We start from the raw sequence: 17,413 nt of genomic DNA on the forward strand, positions 1-17,413 counted from the left end.
GCTTTCCGGTGTCCGGCGGTGCGCGGAGCGCCGAGAGGGTAGCTCATTGATCGGGGGGTCGCGCAGCGGGTTCCCCCTAATTGAGCAGACGGGTGAGAGGCCCTTCGCACGCTGGCCCGATAGGCTTTGGAGGGGCGTCGCCCATCCGGTGATCGAGTGCCGCGACGCCCGACGGGGCCGTTGACCGTCCGCGACCGGGTGATTGCGCCCCGCTACACCCCGCCCGAGACGCGGGACGGCGGGACGCGGCATAGCCTGATCACCAACAACACTGGCCCAGGGGAGGTCGACGGACGTGGGACCCGGTTCGGGTAGCAGCGGGTCGTCGCGGTACCGAAAGCGGCGGCCGGTGCCGGCGCTCGTCCTGTTCCTGGTGCTCGCCGTGACCGCGGTGGTGGTGTGGAACCGCGTGCTGTCCGACGCGGGCGACGTGGACGCGGCGATCAGGTGCAATCCGCCCGGCGGGGTGACTTCGTCCTCGGCCGGCGCGCCGGCACCGGCGGAGCCGCCGCCCGCGCTGGGCACGGTGCTGGAGCACGACGCGCTGGACCGGACCGATCCGGTGCCGCCTGCCGACGTGCAGTTCCGGGTGTTCAACGCGAGCACGCAGCGCAACCAGGCCCGGTTCGTCGCGACGACGTTGACCGAGCTGGGGTTGAAGCAGGCGGCCGAGCCGGGCAACGACCCGGTGTACCCGGCGCAGGACATGACCTGTCGCGGTCAGATCCGGTTCGGGGCGCCCGGTGCGGGTGCGGCGCGGACGTTGAGCCTGATCGAGCCGTGCCTGGAGCTGGTGCGCGACGAGCGGCAGGACGCGACGGTGGACCTGGCGATCGGCCAGAAGTTCGGCGAGGTGAAGCCGAACAGCGACGCCCGCAAGGTCCTCGACCAGTTGACGGCGTGGGCGGCGCAGCAGCCGGAGCAGCAGGGCGGCCAGGCGGCCGAGGGTTCCGCACCGCCGTCGCTGAACGCCGACCAGCTCGCAGGCGCCCGCGACGTCCAGTGCTGACCGGCCCGGCTGATCGGCCCGGCTGTCCGGCACGCCGCGAGTCGGCACTGACGTCGCGAGACGTGCGGCAGGGTCGGACCTTCCAGGGTCAGACCTTGCCGAAGCCGGACTCCACCAGGGCGGCGAACAGGGCGTCGGCGATGCCGGGCGCCGCGGCGAACGTGGCGTCCGCACCCAGTTCCGGAGCTTCACCCGGAAGGTGGACGACCGCACCGGCCTCACGGGCCAGCAACGCCCCCGCCGCCCAGTCCCACCGGCCCAGGGCGTGCTCGGCGTAGGCGTCCAGCCGCCCGGCCGCCACGGCGCACAGGTCCAACGACGCCGCACCGGCCCGCCGCATGTCCCGCACCTTCGTCGCCAGACCGGCCCACGCGTCCGCCTGGCGCTGCCGCCGCTCCGCCCGGTAGGCGAAGCCGTAGCCCAGGAGTGACAGGTCCAACCGGGTGGCGTCCGAGACCGCGAGCCGCCGCCCGTCCAGCCACGCCCCACCGCCCCGCGCCGCCGTCCACACCCGGCCGCTGACCGGCTCCACGATCGCGCCGGCCACCGACGCGCCGTCGATCTGGGCGGCGATCGACACGGCGTAGTGCGGGATCCCGTACAGGTAGTTCACCGTGCCGTCGATCGGGTCGACGACCCAGGTCAGCCCCTCGACGGCGGCCGTTCCACCTTCCTCCTCCCCGATCACCGGCTCACCGGGCCGCAGCTCGGCGAGCCGCCGCCGGACCAGCTGTTCGGACGCGCGGTCGCCCGCGGTCACCACATCGGTAGCACTGCTCTTGGTGTCGACATCGGTCACGGCGGCTTCGCGCACGGTGACGGCCAGCTCGCCCGCCTCGCGGGCCACGAGCACGGCGACGTCCACCAATGAGCGCGGATCGAAACGCAACTGTTCCTCCTGTGTCACTCTCACGGGACTATCGGAGAACTGCAGGCTAATGTCTGCGGCCACGGTTACTGAATCGAGTAGGAAGGGCCACGGGGATGGGCATGACCCGCGGGTTCGGCGTTGACATCGGCGGTTCCGGCATCAAGGGCGGGCTCGTCGACCTGGAGGCGGGTGCGCTGGACGGTGAACGCCTGCGCATCGTCACGCCGCAGCCGTCGACGCCGGACGCGGTCGCCGACGTGGTCGCCGAGATCGTCCAGAAGTTCAACTGGGACGGCCCCGTGGGCATCACTCTGCCCTGCGTGGTCAAGCACGGCGTCGCGCACACGGCCGCCAACGTGGACAAGGCGTGGATCGGCACGGACGCCGCCGGGCTGTTCGCCGAGCGCCTCGGCCGGCCGAAGGAGCAGATCGTCGTGCTCAACGACGCCGACGCCGCCGGTATCGCCGAGATGCGGTTCGGCTCCGGCGCCGGCCGGGACGGCCTGGTGGTCCTGCTGACGTTCGGCACCGGCATCGGCAGCGCCCTGTTCCTGGACGGCGAGCTCGTCCCGAACACCGAGTTCGGCCACCTCGAGGTCGACGGCCACGACGCGGAGAAGCGCGCGGCGGCCTCGGTGAAGGAGGACAAGGGCCTCACCTGGGCCGAGTGGGCGCCGCGCGTCTCCCGGTACATCGGCGTGCTGGAGAACCTGATCTGGCCGGACCTGGTCATCGCGGGCGGCGGGGTCAGCAAGAAGGCGGAGAAGTGGCTCCCGCTGCTGGAGGTGCGCACCGAGGTGGTGGCCGCCGCGCTGAAGAACGACGCGGGCATCGTGGGCGCCGCGGTGGCCGCCGCGCAGGGTCTCCGGCACTGATTTCGCAGTCCTCCCACCTGCGAGAACGCGTGCCGGCCCACTTCCGAGGACGCCGGGGCGCAACGGCACGCGATTCTCGTCGTTACAATGGAACGGTGCCCCGCTGACGAACGATCCGGCGGGGGATCCCCCGTACTCCGGCGACCGAAGTTCGCGCCCTTCGGTTTGCCTTGATCGACAGTCGCGAAAGGGCGTACGTGGCAGCCGCGAAGACGACTCAGGCAGCTAAGGCTGACGCCGAGGAGACGCCCAAGGCCACCTCGGCGAGGAAGGCCCCGGCCAAGAAGCCGGTGGCGAAGACCGCCGCGGCGGGGAAGACGGCCACGCGGGCGCCGCGCAAGACGGCCGCCAAGGCCGCCACTGCCGCGCCTGGCAAGGTGAAGAAGGAAGGCGACGAGCCCGAGGACCTCGAGGGTGCTCCGGATGCCGAAGACCTGGTCGACGACGTCGAACTGATCGACGAGCCGGTCGAGGAGGAGCCCGCCGAGGAAGAGACGGCGAAACCCGGCGAAGGCGACTTCGTCTGGGACGAGGAGGAGTCGGAGGCCCTGCGGCAGGCCCGCAAGGACGCCGAACTGACCGCCTCGGCCGACTCGGTCCGGGCATACCTGAAGCAGATCGGCAAGGTCGCGCTCCTCAACGCGGAGGAGGAGGTCGAACTCGCCAAGCGCATCGAGGCCGGCCTCTACGCCGCGGAGCGGGTGCGCCGTGCCGAGGACGAGCAGGAGAAGCTGACCCCGCAGCTGCGCCGCGACCTGCGGTGGATCGTGCGGGACGGTGAACGGGCCAAGAACCACCTGCTGGAGGCGAACCTCCGCCTGGTGGTGTCGTTGGCCAAGCGCTACACCGGTCGTGGCATGGCGTTCCTGGACCTGATCCAGGAGGGCAACCTCGGTCTGATCCGCGCGGTGGAGAAGTTCGACTACACCAAGGGCTACAAGTTCTCCACGTACGCGACGTGGTGGATCCGCCAGGCGATCACCCGCGCGATGGCCGACCAGGCCCGCACCATCCGCATCCCGGTGCACATGGTCGAGGTCATCAACAAGCTGGGCCGCATCCAGCGCGAACTGCTCCAGGACCTGGGCCGCGAGCCCACCCCGGAGGAGTTGGCCAAGGAAATGGACATCACCCCGGAGAAGGTGCTGGAGATCCAGCAGTACGCCCGGGAGCCCATTTCGCTGGACCAGACGATCGGCGACGAGGGCGACAGCCAGCTCGGTGACTTCATCGAGGACTCCGAGGCCGTGGTGGCGGTGGACGCGGTGTCGTTCACGCTGCTGCAGGACCAGCTGCAGTCGGTGCTGGCGACGTTGTCCGAGCGCGAGGCGGGTGTGGTGCGGCTGCGGTTCGGCCTCACCGACGGCCAGCCGCGCACGCTGGACGAGATCGGCCAGGTCTACGGCGTGACGCGGGAGCGGATCCGGCAGATCGAGTCGAAGACCATGTCGAAGCTGCGGCACCCGTCGCGTTCGCAGGTGCTGCGCGACTACCTGGACTGATACCCAGGCTGAAGATCACCAAGAGCAAGGGCCCCTCGGCTGTTCGGCCGAGGGGCCCTTGCTCTTGCACTCGATCGTCCACCCGATTGGATGATGCCAGAGCTCACTCTGCGTGTTCTCCTGGAAGAGGCGCAGCCGCCGGGGGGCGGCACAGGGGACGCGCCACCGCAAGGGGGAGCTCATGAGTGAACGTCGCACTGAAGCACGCCTTTCGCGCCTGGCCGCGGCCGACGCGTTGGACCGGCAGCCGTGGCCGGAGCACGCCAACAACGGCGAGGAGGGCGACTACCCGTACGTCGCCAACTACAGCAAGGGTCTGCCGCACGACAAGTTCGGCGAGGTCCGTCCCGAGGCGTACAACACGCTGCTGCGGGCTCTGGCCACCGGGCGGCCCGAGGACTTCGAGCGCATCCCGCTCGGGCGGGGGCTCAGGCTCACCAACCCGCAGTCCGGTCTGGCGTTCGACCTCGAAGGCCCGGACGCCCAGTCGCTGGCCATGCCGCCCGCGCCGCGCATCGACAGCGCGCGCAACTCGGCCGAGGCGGTCGAGCTGTACTGGATGGCGCTGACCAGGGACGTGCCGTTCACCGAGTACGGCGACAACCCGCTGATCGCGCAGGCGGCGGAGGAGCTGTCCCGGTTGAGCGACTACCGGGCGCCGAAGGTCGGCGGCCGGGTCACGCCCGCCACGATCTTCCGCGGTGACACGCGGGGCGACCTGCGCGGGCCGTTCGTGTCGCAGTTCCTGCTGCGGGACATCCAGTACGGCACGCTGCGCATCCCGCAGCTGCACGACACCGTGCAGCCGGACTGCGACTTCCTGACCGACTTCAAGGCGTGGCGGGCGGTGCAGGAAGGCGCCGCGGTGCCGGGCATCGAGCGGGACCAAGTGCACCGCCGGTACCTGCGCAACGGCCGTGACCTGGCCAATTACGTGCACTTCGACGCGTTGTACGAGGCGTACCTCAACGCCGCGCTGATCCTGCTCGACCTGGGCGCGCCGGTCGACACCGGCAACCCGTACGAGCACTCGGCGAACCAGATCGGCTTCGGCACCTACGGCGGCCCGCACCTGCTGTCGCTGGTGACCGAGGTGGCGACCAGGGCGTTGAAGGCGGTGTGGTTCCAGAAGTGGTTCGTGCACCGCAGGCTGCGGCCGGAGGCGTTCGGCGGGCGGGTCCACGCGCACCTGTCCGGGCTGCGGGACTACGACATGATCGACCGCGAGGTGCTGGACTCGGAGGCGGTCAAGCTCGCCCACGAGAAGCACGGGTCGTACCTGCTGCCGCAGGCGTTCCCGGAGGGTTCGCCGACGCACCCGGCCTACGGTTCGGGTCACGCGACCGTCGCGGGGGCCTGCGTGACGGTGTTGAAGGCGTGGTTCGACGAGTCGTGGGTGCTGCCCGACCCGGTGGTGCCCAACGCCGACGGGACGGCACTGAAGCCCTACAAGGGCGGTGAGGCGCTCACCGTGGGCGGCGAGCTGGACAAGGTGGCGGCGAACGTCGCGACCGGTCGCAACATGGGGGGCGTGCACTGGCGGACCGACTTCACCGAGGCCGTCCTGCTGGGCGAGCAGGTCGGTATCGGGGTGCTGCGGGACCACGTGCGGGTCAACCACGAGGACGCGTCGTTCGGTCTGACGCGGTTCGACGGACGTCGCGTCACCATCTGACGGGTTGTCGAACGGGTCGTGAACCGGACGATTCGGCGTCCGAATGGTGGAACCGGGGGCCGTGTTCGCTCTCAGCTGACCAAAGTGTTACCGGTCACAGTAAAGGTCCCCCGGTGCCCACCTTTTGGAGCAGCGGATGTGCGTCCAACGCCGTATTCGCAGGTCATGTAACCGTTGCCACGACAGCGGAACGTGATCAGAGGCGGATCGATCCGGTGGAAATCCCAGGTTCGGGCCACCCCGGCGCCGGGTAAATGATGAGTGACGCGGGTCGCCACGACCGCGGGAACACTGACTTCCGCCCGTGCGTCTGCAAGAGTGGAAGCAGCGAACACGGCGCACCCGCCAGATGCGAGGTGGTCGCAGCTAGGTGTGAGGGCACCGATCCCCGGTGCCGGGACGGAGGGAGATTTCCATGACTACGACGCTCACCCGCCCCGCGTTGACCGCTGCCGACCGCTGCGACCGCTGCGGGGCTGCTGCCCAGGTTCGCGCCGTGCTCCCCTCCGGGGGCGAGTTGCTGTTCTGCGGGCACCACGCCCGTGAGCACAGCACCAAGCTGCGTGAACTCGCTGCGGAATTGCAGCAGGGCTGAACACCACGAGCCCTGACGGGCTCGTAGCACCCTAGCCGTCCGGGGCGGGGATCCGAGAGGATCCCCGCCCCCCTCCTTTTCGATGGGCTGTTTGGGTGCGTGCGGGCGTATTGCCCGTATCAACTGGCGGGATGTCTTCGATACCGGCGGCGACAATCAGGGCTTGAAGTCGCTGACGCGCCGGGCATTGCGCCGGGGTGGGAGCGACGAGGAGCCGACCGCCCCCGAGGATGCGAGCGCCGGCAAGTACCGCATCGACGTGCACGACAACCAGGGCGTGCAGACCGGCACAACCTCGCGTAGTGGGCGGAAGGAACGATCAGACCTCGCCCAGCACGGGTTCGAAGGCCAGCTCAGCGGCGCCGATGAGCTTCGCGTCACGCCCCAGGGGCGACGAGATGATGCGGGTGCCGCCGACCGCACGGGACACCAGTGAGCGCTTCTGCACGATGCGCCGCAGCTCGTCGACCATGCTCTCCGGCAGTGCGGTGAACAGGTCTCCCAGCACCACCAGCTCGGGCCCGAGCATGTTGACCACCGTGACGAGCCCCATGGCCAGCCACTCGGTGAACTCCCCCAGCCGGTGCGAGACGCTGTCCGGCGACCCCGCCGCCAGCGAGCGCAGCTCCGCGACCACCGTGCCGCGCGGCGAGTCCTCGGGGATGGCCAGGGCTCGGCACAGGGCGGCCTCGCCCACCTCCGTCTCCCAGCAGCCCTGGCAGCCGCAGTAGCAGCGCCGGCCGCCTGGGCGCACGACCATGTGCCCCAGTTCACCCACGTAGCCGCCGGTGCCGCGCAGTGGCTGTCCGCTGGAGATCACGCCGCCGCCGATGCCGACGTCGGCGGAGATGTAGACCATGTCGGACGAGTCGCGCGCCGCGCCGCGCACGTGTTCCGCCAGGGCGCCCAGCTCGGCGTCGTTGCCGACCTGGACGGGCACCTTCAGCACCGACGACAGCCGTTCGCCCAGCGCCACGTCGGTCCAGTGCAGGTTGGGCGCCTCGTGCACCAAACCGTCAGCCCGCCGGACCACGCCGGGCACGGAGACGCCGACACCGACCGCCTGCACGTCGAGTTCGTCGGCGAGCAGCTTCGCCGAGTCGGCGACGTGCGTGATCACCTCGCCGGGGTCGCGGGACCGGTGGTGCAGGTTCCACGAGTCCCGGCCGAGGATGTCGCCGCCGAGGCCGACCATGGCCATCGCCACCTGCTCGACGCGGATGTCGATGGCCATCACCACGGCGGCGTGCGGCTGCGGCAGCACGAGCAGGGACGGGCGGCCGGCGCCGGAGCGCTGCGCCGGCACGCGTTCGGCCACCACCCCGGACTCGGCCAGGCCGTCCACCAGGGCCTTGATAGTGCTGCGGTTGAGGCCCAGCTCAGCCGCCAGCGACGCCCTGGTGGACGGCCCGTCCACGTGCAGTCGGCGCAGCAGCGCCGTGCGGTTGTGCCTGCGGACTTCGTCGGGTCGGGCTCCCGCGGTCGGTGTGCTCACGTCAGCGGACGGCGGACGCCGCCCGGCGGCGGGACAGCGCGTCGACGCTCGCGGCCAGCAGCAGCACGAGGCCGGTCACGATGAACACCACCGCGGCGGGCTGCTTGAGCAGGCCCATGCCGTTCTGGATGATCGCGAGCACCGCGCCACCGATGACCGCGTCGCGCAGCCTGCCCTTGCCGCCGAACAGCGACGTGCCGCCGATGACGGCCGCGCCGACCGCCATCAGCAGCGTGTTGCCGCCACCGGCGTTCGGGTCGACCGAGCCGACCTTCGACGAGTAGACGATCGCGCCGATGGCCGCCGCCGAGGAGGCGATCACGAACACGCTCATCCGGATCTGCGCCACGTTGATACCGGCGCGGCGGGCGGCTTCCTGGTTGCCGCCGACCGCGTAGACGTGCCGGCCGTAGCGGGTGCGTTCGAGCACGAACGTGCCGATGACCAGCAACACCAGCACGATCGGCACCACGAACGGCACGCCGGTGATCACCACGAGGTCGCTCACCGAGCGGTTCAGCGTCAACGCGTAGGTGGCCGCAGCGGCCAGCAGCACGACCGCGCCGACCTTGGCCAGCACCATCGGGGTGGGCGACGCGACCAGGCCGCGGCGCAGCCGGCTGAAGTGGCGGCCGAGCACGACCGCCGCGTAACCGCCCGCGGCCAGCACGAACAGGATCCACGAGCCCGCGGTGCTCAGGTTGCCGTTGGCGACGTTGAACAGCGTGTCGTTGTTCAGGCCGAGCGTGCCGCCCTGGCCGATGAGCTGCAGCACCACGCCGCCCCAGGCCAGGAACAGCGCCAGGGTCACCACGAACGACGGGATGCCGACGCGGGCGACCATGAAGCCGGTGATGCAGCCGATGGCGGTGCCGACGCAGACGGCCAGCAGCATCTCGATCCACGGGTTGGCCGGGACGCCGAACGCGGCGATGCCCAGCGCCACGAGGGACAACGCCGTGCCCGCCCAGATCCGCATCAGCGCGGCGAGCACGGCGGCCAGCAGCAGCAGGCCGCAGAACAGGTAGAAGACGGTGTCGCCCATACCGCCGAGCAGGTTGCCGCCCCTGACCAGGTGCAGCGCCATCACCGAGGCGCAGACGCCGGACGCGGTGCCGGCGGACAGGTCGATCTCGCCCAGGAGCAGCACGAAGACCAGGCCCATGGCGATGATGACGACGCTCGCGCCCTGCGCGAGGAGGTTGGCGATGTTGCCCAGCGTCATGAACGTGTCGGCCAGCGAGCTGAACACGATCAGCAGCACGACCAGGCCGAGGATCGCGGGCAGGGAGCCCAATTCGCCACCGCGCAGGCGGGCGACGTAATCGCGCATCGCCTCGCCGGTGGACTGGGAAGTGGTGTCGATGCCGAAGTCGGAGATCGCGGCGCCCTGAGGTGAGTCCTTCGGGGACGTCTCGCTGGTGGTGTTGGTCATGCTGCGTTCCTCGTCGTGGGGAGCTTGGCGCGGCGACATCAGATGGTGGCGGTCTCGGGCCGGGCGATGCCCAGGTCCCCGGAGCGACCGGCGGTGATCAGCTCGACCACCTGGCCGTGCGTGACGTCCTTGGTGTTCACCTCGGCGGCCATCCGGCCCAGGTAGAGGCACGCGATGCGGTCCGCGACCTCGAACACGTCGTTCATGTTGTGGCTGATCAGCACGACGCCGAGGCCCTGCTCGGCGAGCCTGCGCACCAGGTCGAGGACCTGGCGGGTCTGGGCGACGCCCAGCGCCGCGGTCGGCTCGTCCAGCAGCACGACCTTGCTGTTCCACAGCACGGCCTTGGCGATCGCCACGGTCTGCCGCTGGCCGCCGGACAGCGACGCGACCTGCGTGCGCACCGACTTGACCGTGCGCACCGACAGCGAGGTCAGGGTCTTGCGGGCGGCCTGCTCCATGTCCGCCTCGTCGAGCAGCCCCAGCTTGCCGCGTTCCCGGCCCAGGAACATGTTCTGCACGATGTCGAGGTTGTCGCACAGCGCGAGGTCCTGGTACACGACCTCGATGCCCAGGTGCGCGGCGTCGCGGGGGCCGTGGATGTGCACTTCCTCGCCGTTGAACAGGACCTGACCGGAGTCGGTCGGGTGGATGCCCGCGATGCACTTGACCAACGTCGACTTGCCCGCGCCGTTGTCGCCGACGAGGGCGGTGACCTGGCCGGGGTGCACGTCGAAGTCGATGTCGTGCAGGACGTGCACGGGACCGAAACTCTTGTTGATGCCGCGCAGTTCGAGGATCGGCTCGCTCACTGGATTTCCTCCGTCTAACCCGGGTTTTCCCCACACACGGGTGGGCGCGTCGGGGCGGGGTGCGTCTCCCACACCCCGCCCCGACGCGAGCTGGACTACTTGATGCCGAGCTCGGTGCAGACGGCGGCCAGGTCGCCGCCGCAGATCTCGGTGGCCTTGACGAAGCCCGCGTCCACGACGGTCTTGACCTTGTCCTTGGTGATCAGCTGCGCGGGCAGCAGCACCGACTTGACGTCGCGGTTGGCCTTGGTGTCCTTGGTGACGCCCGAGGCGAGCGCGTCGGCGGCCGCGGTGTCGTTCTTGGCCAGCGCGGCGGCCAGCTTGGCGGTGGCCTCGGCCTGCTCGTTGATCGGCTTGAACACGGTCATGAACTGGTCGCCGCGCAGGATGGCCTGCAGGCCCTCCGGGGTGGCGTCCTGGCCGGTGACCGGCACCTTGCCGTTCAGGCCGTACTTCTTCAGCACGGTGATGACCGCGCCCGCGAGGCCGTCGTTGGCGGCGACGACGCCGTCGACCTTCTGGCCGTTGCCGGTCAGGATCTGCTCGAAGGTGGTGCCGCCCTTCTGGTTGTCCCAGTTGTCGATCGGCTGGGACTGGACCAGCTTGAGGTCGCCCGAGTCGTACTTGGGCTTCAGGACCTTCTGCTGGCCGTTGTAGAAGAGGGTGGCGTTGTTGTCGGTCGGGGCGCCCTCGATCTCGATGATCTCGGCGGGCTTCTTGCCCGGCGCGAGCGCGGCCAGGCCCTGGACCAGGCCTTCGCCCTGCAGTGCGCCGACCGCCTCGTTGTCGAACGAGACGTAGTACTTCGAGCTGCCGCCCAGGTTCAGCCGGTCGTAGTCGATGACCGCGATGCCCGAGGCCTCGGCCTTCCTGGCGACCGTCGCGCCGATCTCGCTGTTCGGCGTGGCGATGATCAGCACCTTGACGCCGGCGTTGATCATGCCGTCGGCGAGCGTGGAGAACTTCTGCACGTCACCCTGGGCGTTCTGGATATCGGGGTCGAGTCCTTCGGCCTTGAGCGCCTTCTCCAGGAGCGGCTTGTCGAAGCCTTCCCAGCGCGCGGAGCTGGCGGTCTCGGGGAGGATGACGCCCACCTTCGCGCCGCCCGAGCCGCTGTTCGTGTTGGTGTCCGCGGTGTTGCCACCGGTGGACGTGTTGGCGCCACATGCCGTCATGGCCACGGCGAGGCCGGTGCCAACGGCGATGAGAGCGAGGCTCTTGCTGCGCATCCGCCATCCCTTTCACGCAGGAGCGAAAATGTTGTGGCGCACAACGTATGCCGGGACAGGCGGTGACCGGAAGCACACTTGACCGGTAAAGAAGGCACGATGCGCTAACGACGAGGTAACCGAACGGTCATCTGTCTACGCCTAATGCCGCACTTCGTCACGTGAAGTCACCACGAGCGCAGCGTGGCGATCCGCTCCTCGAGCTGTTCGATGCTGGCCATCGCGGTCGGCGGGCCACCGCAGTACTCGCGCAGCTGGTTGTGGATCTTGCCGTGCGGCTTCTTGGTGCGGTGGTGGTGCATCGCCACCAGGGTGTTGAGCTCCTTGCGCAGCTGCGCCAGCCGTTCCTGCACGCTCGCCGGGCGCGTCTGCGCGGGCGGCGGCGGTGCGGCGACCTGCCGTTTGCTGGCGTCGACCAGCTGCTTCTCCTGCCGCTGGCGCAGCAGCGCGCGCACCTGGTCCGGCTCCAGCAGCCCCGGCAGACCGAGGTACTCCTGCTCCTCGTCGCTGCCCGCGAACGCGGCCGTGCCGAACGAGGAGCCGTCGTAGATCACCTGGTCGAGTTCGGCGGAGGCGCCCAGCGCGGTGAACGCCTTCTCCTCCTCGCCCGGCTCGTCCTTGACCTGGTTGGCCTGGGACAGCAGCTCGTCGTCCCAGCCGTCCTTCTCCCGGTGCGGCTTGCCCAGCACGTGGTCGCGCTGCTGCTCCAGCTCGCTGGCCAGGCCCAACAGGACCGGCACGCTGGGCAGGAACACGCTGGCCGTCTCGCCCTTGGCGCGCTGACGCACGAACCGGCCGACGGCCTGGGCGAAGAACAGGGGTGTCGAGGCGCTGGTGGCGTAGACGCCGACGGCGAGCCGCGGCACGTCCACGCCCTCGGACACCATGCGGACCGCGATCAGCCACCGTTCCTGCGTGGCGGCGAACTCGGCGATCCGGCCGGACGCCTTCGGGTCGTCCGAGAGCACCAGGGTCGCGTCGTGGCCGGTGTGCCGCTTCAGGATCTCGGCGTAGGCCTTGGCCACGGTCTGGTCGGTCGCGATCACCAGGCCGCCCGCGTCCGGCATGCCGCCGTTGCGGAGCTGGGTCAGGCGCATGTCGGCGGCCTTGAGCACCGACGGCATCCACTCGCCGGTCGGGTCCAGCGCCACCCGCCACGCCCGCGCGGTCTGCTCCTGGGTCAACGGCTCGCCGAGCCGGGCGGAGAACTCCTCGCCCGCACTCGTCCGCCAGCTCGCCTCACCCGAGTAGGCCAGGAAGATCACCGGCCGGACGACGCCGTCGCGCAACGCGTCCGAGTAGCCGTAGGAGTGGTCCGCGCGGCTGCGCTGGACGCCGTCCGGGCCCGGCTCGTAGCTGATGAACGGGATCGGCGAGTCGTCCGAGCGGAACGGCGTTCCGGTCAGGCACAGCCGCCGCACGGCGGGCGTGAACGCCTCGCGGATCGCGTCACCCCACGACTTGGCGTCGCCGCCGTGGTGGATCTCGTCGAGCAGGACCAGCGTCTTGCGGTTCTCCGTGCGGACCCGGTGCAGCGTCGGGTGCGCGGCCACCTGGGCGTAGGTGAGGGCGACGCCGTGGTAGTCGCGGGAGGTCATCGCGTTGGTGTTGCGGAAGTTCGAGTCGATCGCGATGCCCGCCTCGGCCGCCGCCATCGCCCACTGGTGCTTGAGGTGCTCGGTGGGCGTGACGATCGTGACGGCCTCGATCGTGCGGTCGGCCAGCAGCTCGGCGGCGACGCGCAGGCCGAACGTCGTCTTGCCCGCGCCGGGCGTGGCGACGGCCAGGAAGTCCTTGGGCTTCGCGGCCAGGTACTTCGTCAGCGCGCGGCGCTGCCAGGCGCGGAGAGGTCGGGTCGTGGCGACTTGCGGTTGCGACAACCTCGAACCCCTTCTGCGCTGATCAGCGGCGGTGCCGCATAGGTGTTGCGATGGGTGGTGCGGTGGTGTTGCGGCGGTGGACACGCAAATGCCCTCGGTGCGGGTGACCGTCGAGGGCATCGACAGCCTACCCGCTGCCGCTACGACGTACGGGCGCCGATGCCGCGAAATCACCCGGGATGCACCATGCTTGATGTTGCGATGGGTTCGCCGAGGGACGACACAGCACGCAGCGCGGGCCGCAAGGGGCCGCTGCGTCTGTTGGCGCGCACGCTGTCGAAAGCGTGGGACGGGAGCATCTTCTCAGAGGCGGCCGAAGCGGCGTTCTGGCAGGTCCTGTCGTTCCCGCCGCTGCTGCTGGGGTTGCTCGGCAGCCTCGGGTACCTCGGTGACTGGTTCGGGCCGGAGGTCGTGAGCGCGGTCAAGGACCGGATCATCTCCACCTGCCGGACGATCTTCAGCCAGGACGTGGTCAACGGGGTGATCGTGCCCACCGTCGACCAGATCCTGACCACCGGGAAGGGTGAGATCGTCTCGGTCGGGTTCCTGATCTCGCTGTGGGCCGGGTCGTCGGCGATGTCGTCGTTCGTGGACGCGATCACCGCGGCGCACGACCAGTACGGGGTGCGCAACGAGGTGTGGCAGCGGATCTTCGCGCTGCTGCTGTACATGGCGAGCCTGGTGCTGCTGATCGTCGGGCTGCCGGTGCTGGCGCTGGGGCCGGAGCTGCTGACGGAGATCTTCCCGACCGCCTGGCAGCCGACGATCGGGTTCTGGCTGAGCGCGTTCTACTACCCCGGCATCGCGGTGCTGCTGGTGCTGGCGTTGACGACGTTGTACAAGTTGTCGCTGCCGAACAAGCTGCCGTGGCACCGGCTGATGCCGGGTGCGGTGCTGGCGATGGCGGTGTTCCTGCTGTCGTCCATCGGGCTGCGGCTGTACATCCAGTGGATCACGACCACCGGGTACACGTACGGGGCGTTGGCGACGCCGATCGCGTTCCTGCTGTTCGCTTACCTGATCGGGCTGGCGATCACGATCGGGGCGTACTTCAACAGCGCGCTGCAGGAGATGTGGCCGGCGAAGATGACCCGGCGGCAGCGACGGCGGTGGCAGCGGCTGGAGATCGAGCGGGCGGCGGAGCGGATCCGGTCGGACGAGGGCAAGCAGGCGTGGCAGAACGGCGGCACTCCGTCGCCCGCGGAGACCAAGCACACCGCGCCGTCGCCCGCGGACACGAACAACACCGTGCCGTTGCCGGTGGACAGGCCGCAGCAGCGTCCGACGCGCGAGTCACGCGGCGTCTGACCGGACCACTCGCGCGTCCCGAACGTAGGACACACCTGCTCCGAACGTAGGACACACGCGAGAGTCCTACGTTCGCGTCCCGTGAGTCGAACGTTCAGGTACCCCGAATTCAACGCTCGGGTGCTCCGCCGGCCGACGCGAGTGTTGAACTCAGGGGTCCTGAACGTTCGACTCACGCGACCTGGAGGTTCGACTCTCGGGGGCTGAGGGTTCGACTCTCGGGTGGGCATGGTGAAGGCCCCGGCGTGTGTGGCGCCGGGGCCTTCAGCGGGTGCGGAGGTCTACTCGCCGCCGCCCTTGGGCAGGCTGTCGTAGATCTTCTTGCATTCCGGGCAGACGGGAGAGCCCGGCTTGGGCGTCTTCGTCACCGGGAACACCTCGCCGCACAGCGCCACCACGTGCGTGCCCATCACCGCGCTTTCCGCGACCTTGGCCTTGCGCACGTAGTGGAACATCTTCGGGGTGTCGTCCCCGGTGTGGTCCGTGCCTTCCGGCCGGGTCTCCACCTCGGGCAGAGTCTGCGTGCTCACGCGAACAGCGTACCTGGGATGATGGCCCCTCGTGAGTACGCCGAGCATCACCGAAGAGGTACAAACCGCCCTGGCCGAGAACCGGCCGGTGGTCGCGTTGGAGAGCACGATCCTGTCGCACGGGCTGCCGCCCGGCCGCAACCGCGAGGTCGCCGAACGGCTCGAAGGCGTGGTGCGCGCCGCGGGCGCGGTGCCGGCCACGATCGCCGTGCTCGGTGGCGTGCCGAAGGTCGGGCTGACCCCCGGCGAATTGGATTTCGTCTGCGATCCCGCCAACGACCTGGTGAAGCTGTCGCGGCGGGACCTGGGCGCGGCGTACGCGTTGAAGCGCGACGGCGCCACGACCGTCGCCAGCACGGCCGCGTTGGCGCACGCCGCAGGCATCGGGGTGTTCGCGACCGGTGGCCTGGGTGGCGTGCACCGGGGCGCGCGGGAGACGTGGGACGTCTCCGCCGACCTGGACGTGCTGGCCACGACGCCGGTGCTGGTGGTGTGCTCGGGCGTGAAGTCGATCCTCGACATGGGCGCGACGCTGGAGCTGCTGGAGACCCGCTCGGTGCCGGTGCTCGGCTTCGGCACGGACCGGTTCCCCGCGTTCTACCGGCGGGAATCGGAGTTCGACGTGCCGTGGCGGGTGGATTCGGTGGCGGACGCGGCCGCGGTGGTGGCGGCGCACCGCGGGGTGCCGGGATCGGCGGGCGTGCTGCTGGCCAACCCGATCCCGGTCGACTTCGAGATGGACGCCGACCTGCACGAACGGCTGCTGACCGAGGGCCTGGAACTGCTGCGGGAGCGGGACGTGCACGGCAAGGAGGTCACGCCGGTGCTGCTGGAGCACTTCCACACGGCGAGCGGCGGGGTGAGCCTGGACGCGAACGAGGCCCTGGTCGTGTCGAACGCCTCGCTGGCGGCCGCGGTGGCCGTGGAGCTCGCGGCGTGACCGGGATCGTGGTCGTCGGCGACGCCGGGCTGGACGTGGTGGCCCGGCACGCGGGTCCGATCGTGCACGGCGGCGACTCGCGGGCGTCGGTGACCATCGAGCCCGGTGGCGCGGGCGCGAACACGGCGGTGTGGATGGCCGCGTGCGGCGCGTCCCCGATGCTGGTCGCACGGGTCGGCGCGGACTCTGCGGGACGGCAGGTGCACGCCGAGCTGACGTCCGCCGGGGTGCGGTGCGCGTTCGCGGTCGACACCGAGGCGGCGACGTGCTGCGTGGTGGTGTTGGTCGACGAGACCGGTCAGCGCAGCATGCTGCCCGACCGGGGCGCCAACGCCCGGTTCTCCCCCGGTGACCTCGATCCGGGGTTGTTGGCCGACGCCTCGCACCTGCACCTGTCCGGGTACGTGCTGCTGGACGCGTCGTCCCGGCCGGCCGGGTTGGCGGTGCTGCGGGCGGCGCGGGAGGCGGGGCTGACCACGTCGGTCGACCCGCAGTCGGCGGCGTTGATCTACGACGGGTTCCTGGACGACGTGCGCGGGGTGGACCTGCTGCTGCCCAACACCGAGGAGCTGGTGGCGCTCACCGGGTCCACGTCACCCGCGTCGGCCGCTGTGCTGCTGGACGTGGTGGGCGCGGTGGCGTTGACGTCCGGAGCGGACGGTGCGAGCTGGGTGGACCGGGACGGTGTGGTGTCCGTGCCGGCCGAGGACGTCGAGTGCGTGGACTCGACCGGTGCCGGTGACGCGTTCGACGCCGGGTTGCTGGCGGCGTGGCTGGCCGGGGCGTCACGACGGGACGCGCTGCTCGGCGGGGTGCGTGCGGCGGCTCGGGCGGTGTCCGCGGTGGGTGCGCAGCCGTCCGGTGGGAGTGCGCGTCAGCCTTCGATGACGTGATGGGAGCGCGCTTCGAGAGCGCCCTTCTCCTTGGCGAAACGGCTGGCCTTCTCCGCCTTGCGGGGCGGCCGGTCGTTCGCGATGAGCACGGCCATCCAGGGCAGCGGAACGGACAGCACGATCAACGCCAGGGCCAGCCACCAGGTCTGGTAGAAGACCATCGCCAGGATGAGGCACGGGATGCGCGCGCCCATCATGATCGCGTACTTGCGCTTGCGCGCGGCGTGCTGCTCCTCGAAGGAAGGAGCCGCCTCGGTAATGAGCACCGGTGTGCCGTCGCGCTCGGGACTGACCATGCACCCATCGTCCCACCGCGGGGACCGGACCGATAGCTGGGTTTGATTGCTGTGTTGGATTGCGCCGC

General features: G+C 70.3%; 16 protein-coding genes. 8 read left to right on the top strand and 8 right to left on the bottom strand.

The features are described 5' to 3' along the window. Positions 1-295: 295 nt before the first annotated feature. Entirely contained in the window at positions 296-1,009 is a 714-nt protein-coding gene (gene cei, locus FM051_RS02210) for an envelope integrity protein Cei (RefSeq protein WP_158840097.1), read from the top strand. A gap of 88 nt (positions 1,010-1,097) precedes the next feature. On the opposite strand, the gene FM051_RS02215 is transcribed toward cei, so the two are convergent. Continuing rightward, positions 1,098-1,898 carry an inositol monophosphatase family protein gene (locus tag FM051_RS02215; protein WP_158840098.1) on the bottom strand — a complete coding sequence of 267 codons (801 nt, stop codon included), beginning with the start codon at positions 1,896-1,898 and terminating at the stop codon, positions 1,098-1,100. 95 nt (positions 1,899-1,993) lie between these two features. On the opposite strand from FM051_RS02215, the gene ppgK reads away from it, so the two are divergent. The 4 genes from ppgK (at position 1,994) to FM051_RS02235 (ending at position 6,527) form a co-directional block, all read left to right on the top strand. Beyond that, a complete protein-coding gene (ppgK, locus tag FM051_RS02220; protein ID WP_158840100.1) occupies positions 1,994-2,755 on the top strand; it encodes a polyphosphate--glucose phosphotransferase in 762 nt (253 codons plus the stop codon). Positions 2,756-2,952: 197 nt separating this feature from the next. Next, the gene (locus FM051_RS02225; RefSeq protein ID WP_158840102.1) at positions 2,953-4,257 is read left to right on the top strand and encodes an RNA polymerase sigma factor; all 1,305 of its coding nucleotides are present in this window, start codon (positions 2,953-2,955) and stop codon (positions 4,255-4,257) included. A gap of 181 nt (positions 4,258-4,438) precedes the next feature. Continuing rightward, complete coding sequence (locus FM051_RS02230; RefSeq protein ID WP_158840104.1) at positions 4,439-5,932, top strand: vanadium-dependent haloperoxidase; 1,494 nt, start codon at positions 4,439-4,441, stop codon at positions 5,930-5,932. A 415-nt stretch (positions 5,933-6,347) separates the two neighbouring features. After that, positions 6,348-6,527: a DUF7455 domain-containing protein gene (locus FM051_RS02235; protein ID WP_015800348.1), complete on the top strand. Its 180-nt coding sequence runs from the start codon at positions 6,348-6,350 to the stop codon at positions 6,525-6,527. A gap of 319 nt (positions 6,528-6,846) precedes the next feature. Here FM051_RS02235 and FM051_RS02240 read toward each other — a convergent pair whose 3' ends face one another. The 5 genes from FM051_RS02240 to FM051_RS02260 form a co-directional block, all read right to left on the bottom strand. Then, positions 6,847-8,022 carry an ROK family transcriptional regulator gene (locus tag FM051_RS02240; RefSeq protein WP_158840106.1) on the bottom strand — a complete coding sequence of 392 codons (1,176 nt, stop codon included), beginning with the start codon at positions 8,020-8,022 and terminating at the stop codon, positions 6,847-6,849. A 1-nt stretch (position 8,023) separates the two neighbouring features. Further along, a complete protein-coding gene (locus FM051_RS02245; RefSeq protein ID WP_158840108.1) occupies positions 8,024-9,457 on the bottom strand; it encodes a sugar ABC transporter permease in 1,434 nt (477 codons plus the stop codon). 38 nt (positions 9,458-9,495) lie between these two features. Then, complete coding sequence (locus FM051_RS02250) at positions 9,496-10,269, bottom strand: ATP-binding cassette domain-containing protein (protein ID WP_053717179.1); 774 nt, start codon at positions 10,267-10,269, stop codon at positions 9,496-9,498. 95 nt (positions 10,270-10,364) lie between these two features. Beyond that, positions 10,365-11,498: a sugar ABC transporter substrate-binding protein gene (locus FM051_RS02255; RefSeq protein ID WP_158840110.1), complete on the bottom strand. Its 1,134-nt coding sequence runs from the start codon at positions 11,496-11,498 to the stop codon at positions 10,365-10,367. A gap of 167 nt (positions 11,499-11,665) precedes the next feature. Further along, on the bottom strand, positions 11,666-13,378 hold the full coding sequence (locus FM051_RS02260; protein ID WP_158840112.1) for a DEAD/DEAH box helicase: 1,713 nt from the start codon (positions 13,376-13,378) through the stop codon (positions 11,666-11,668). Positions 13,379-13,579: 201 nt separating this feature from the next. Here FM051_RS02260 and FM051_RS02265 point away from each other — a divergent pair, with 201 nt between their 5' ends. After that, a complete protein-coding gene (locus FM051_RS02265; protein WP_238412086.1) occupies positions 13,580-14,686 on the top strand; it encodes a YihY/virulence factor BrkB family protein in 1,107 nt (368 codons plus the stop codon). A gap of 281 nt (positions 14,687-14,967) precedes the next feature. On the opposite strand, the gene FM051_RS02270 is transcribed toward FM051_RS02265, so the two are convergent. After that, positions 14,968-15,216 carry a DUF3039 domain-containing protein gene (locus FM051_RS02270; protein ID WP_158840116.1) on the bottom strand — a complete coding sequence of 83 codons (249 nt, stop codon included), beginning with the start codon at positions 15,214-15,216 and terminating at the stop codon, positions 14,968-14,970. Between the two features lie 31 nt (positions 15,217-15,247). On the opposite strand from FM051_RS02270, the gene FM051_RS02275 reads away from it, so the two are divergent. Continuing rightward, positions 15,248-16,156: a pseudouridine-5'-phosphate glycosidase gene (locus FM051_RS02275; protein ID WP_158840118.1), complete on the top strand. Its 909-nt coding sequence runs from the start codon at positions 15,248-15,250 to the stop codon at positions 16,154-16,156. Then, complete coding sequence (locus FM051_RS02280; protein WP_158840120.1) at positions 16,153-17,049, top strand: carbohydrate kinase family protein; 897 nt, start codon at positions 16,153-16,155, stop codon at positions 17,047-17,049. The genes FM051_RS02275 and FM051_RS02280 overlap by 4 nt, the downstream gene beginning before the upstream one ends. Here FM051_RS02280 and FM051_RS02285 read toward each other — a convergent pair. Next, positions 17,031-17,345 (bottom strand): DUF3099 domain-containing protein, encoded by a 315-nt coding sequence (locus tag FM051_RS02285; RefSeq protein ID WP_158840122.1) that lies wholly within the window; start codon positions 17,343-17,345, stop codon positions 17,031-17,033. The two genes, FM051_RS02280 and FM051_RS02285, sit on opposite strands and share 19 nt — an antisense overlap. Positions 17,346-17,413: the final 68 nt, after the last annotated feature.

Source organism: Saccharothrix deserti (assembly GCF_009769385.1).
Classification (GTDB): Bacteria; Actinomycetota; Actinomycetes; order Mycobacteriales; family Pseudonocardiaceae; genus Actinosynnema; species Actinosynnema deserti.

What these genes read in the sequence shown, in the direction of transcription:
- ppgK (WP_158840100.1), top strand. Translation starts at nt 1,994, where the DNA reads ATGGGCATGACCCGCGGGTTCGGCGTTGACATCGGCGGTTCCGGCATC.
- FM051_RS02230 (WP_158840104.1), top strand. Translation starts at nt 4,439, where the DNA reads ATGAGTGAACGTCGCACTGAAGCACGCCTTTCGCGCCTGGCCGCGGCC.
- FM051_RS02235 (WP_015800348.1), top strand. Translation starts at nt 6,348, where the DNA reads ATGACTACGACGCTCACCCGCCCCGCGTTGACCGCTGCCGACCGCTGC.
- FM051_RS02245 (WP_158840108.1), bottom strand. Translation starts at nt 9,457, where the DNA reads ATGACCAACACCACCAGCGAGACGTCCCCGAAGGACTCACCTCAGGGC.
- FM051_RS02255 (WP_158840110.1), bottom strand. Translation starts at nt 11,498, where the DNA reads ATGCGCAGCAAGAGCCTCGCTCTCATCGCCGTTGGCACCGGCCTCGCC.
- FM051_RS02265 (WP_238412086.1), top strand. Translation starts at nt 13,580, where the DNA reads ATGGGTTCGCCGAGGGACGACACAGCACGCAGCGCGGGCCGCAAGGGG.
- FM051_RS02285 (WP_158840122.1), bottom strand. Translation starts at nt 17,345, where the DNA reads ATGGTCAGTCCCGAGCGCGACGGCACACCGGTGCTCATTACCGAGGCG.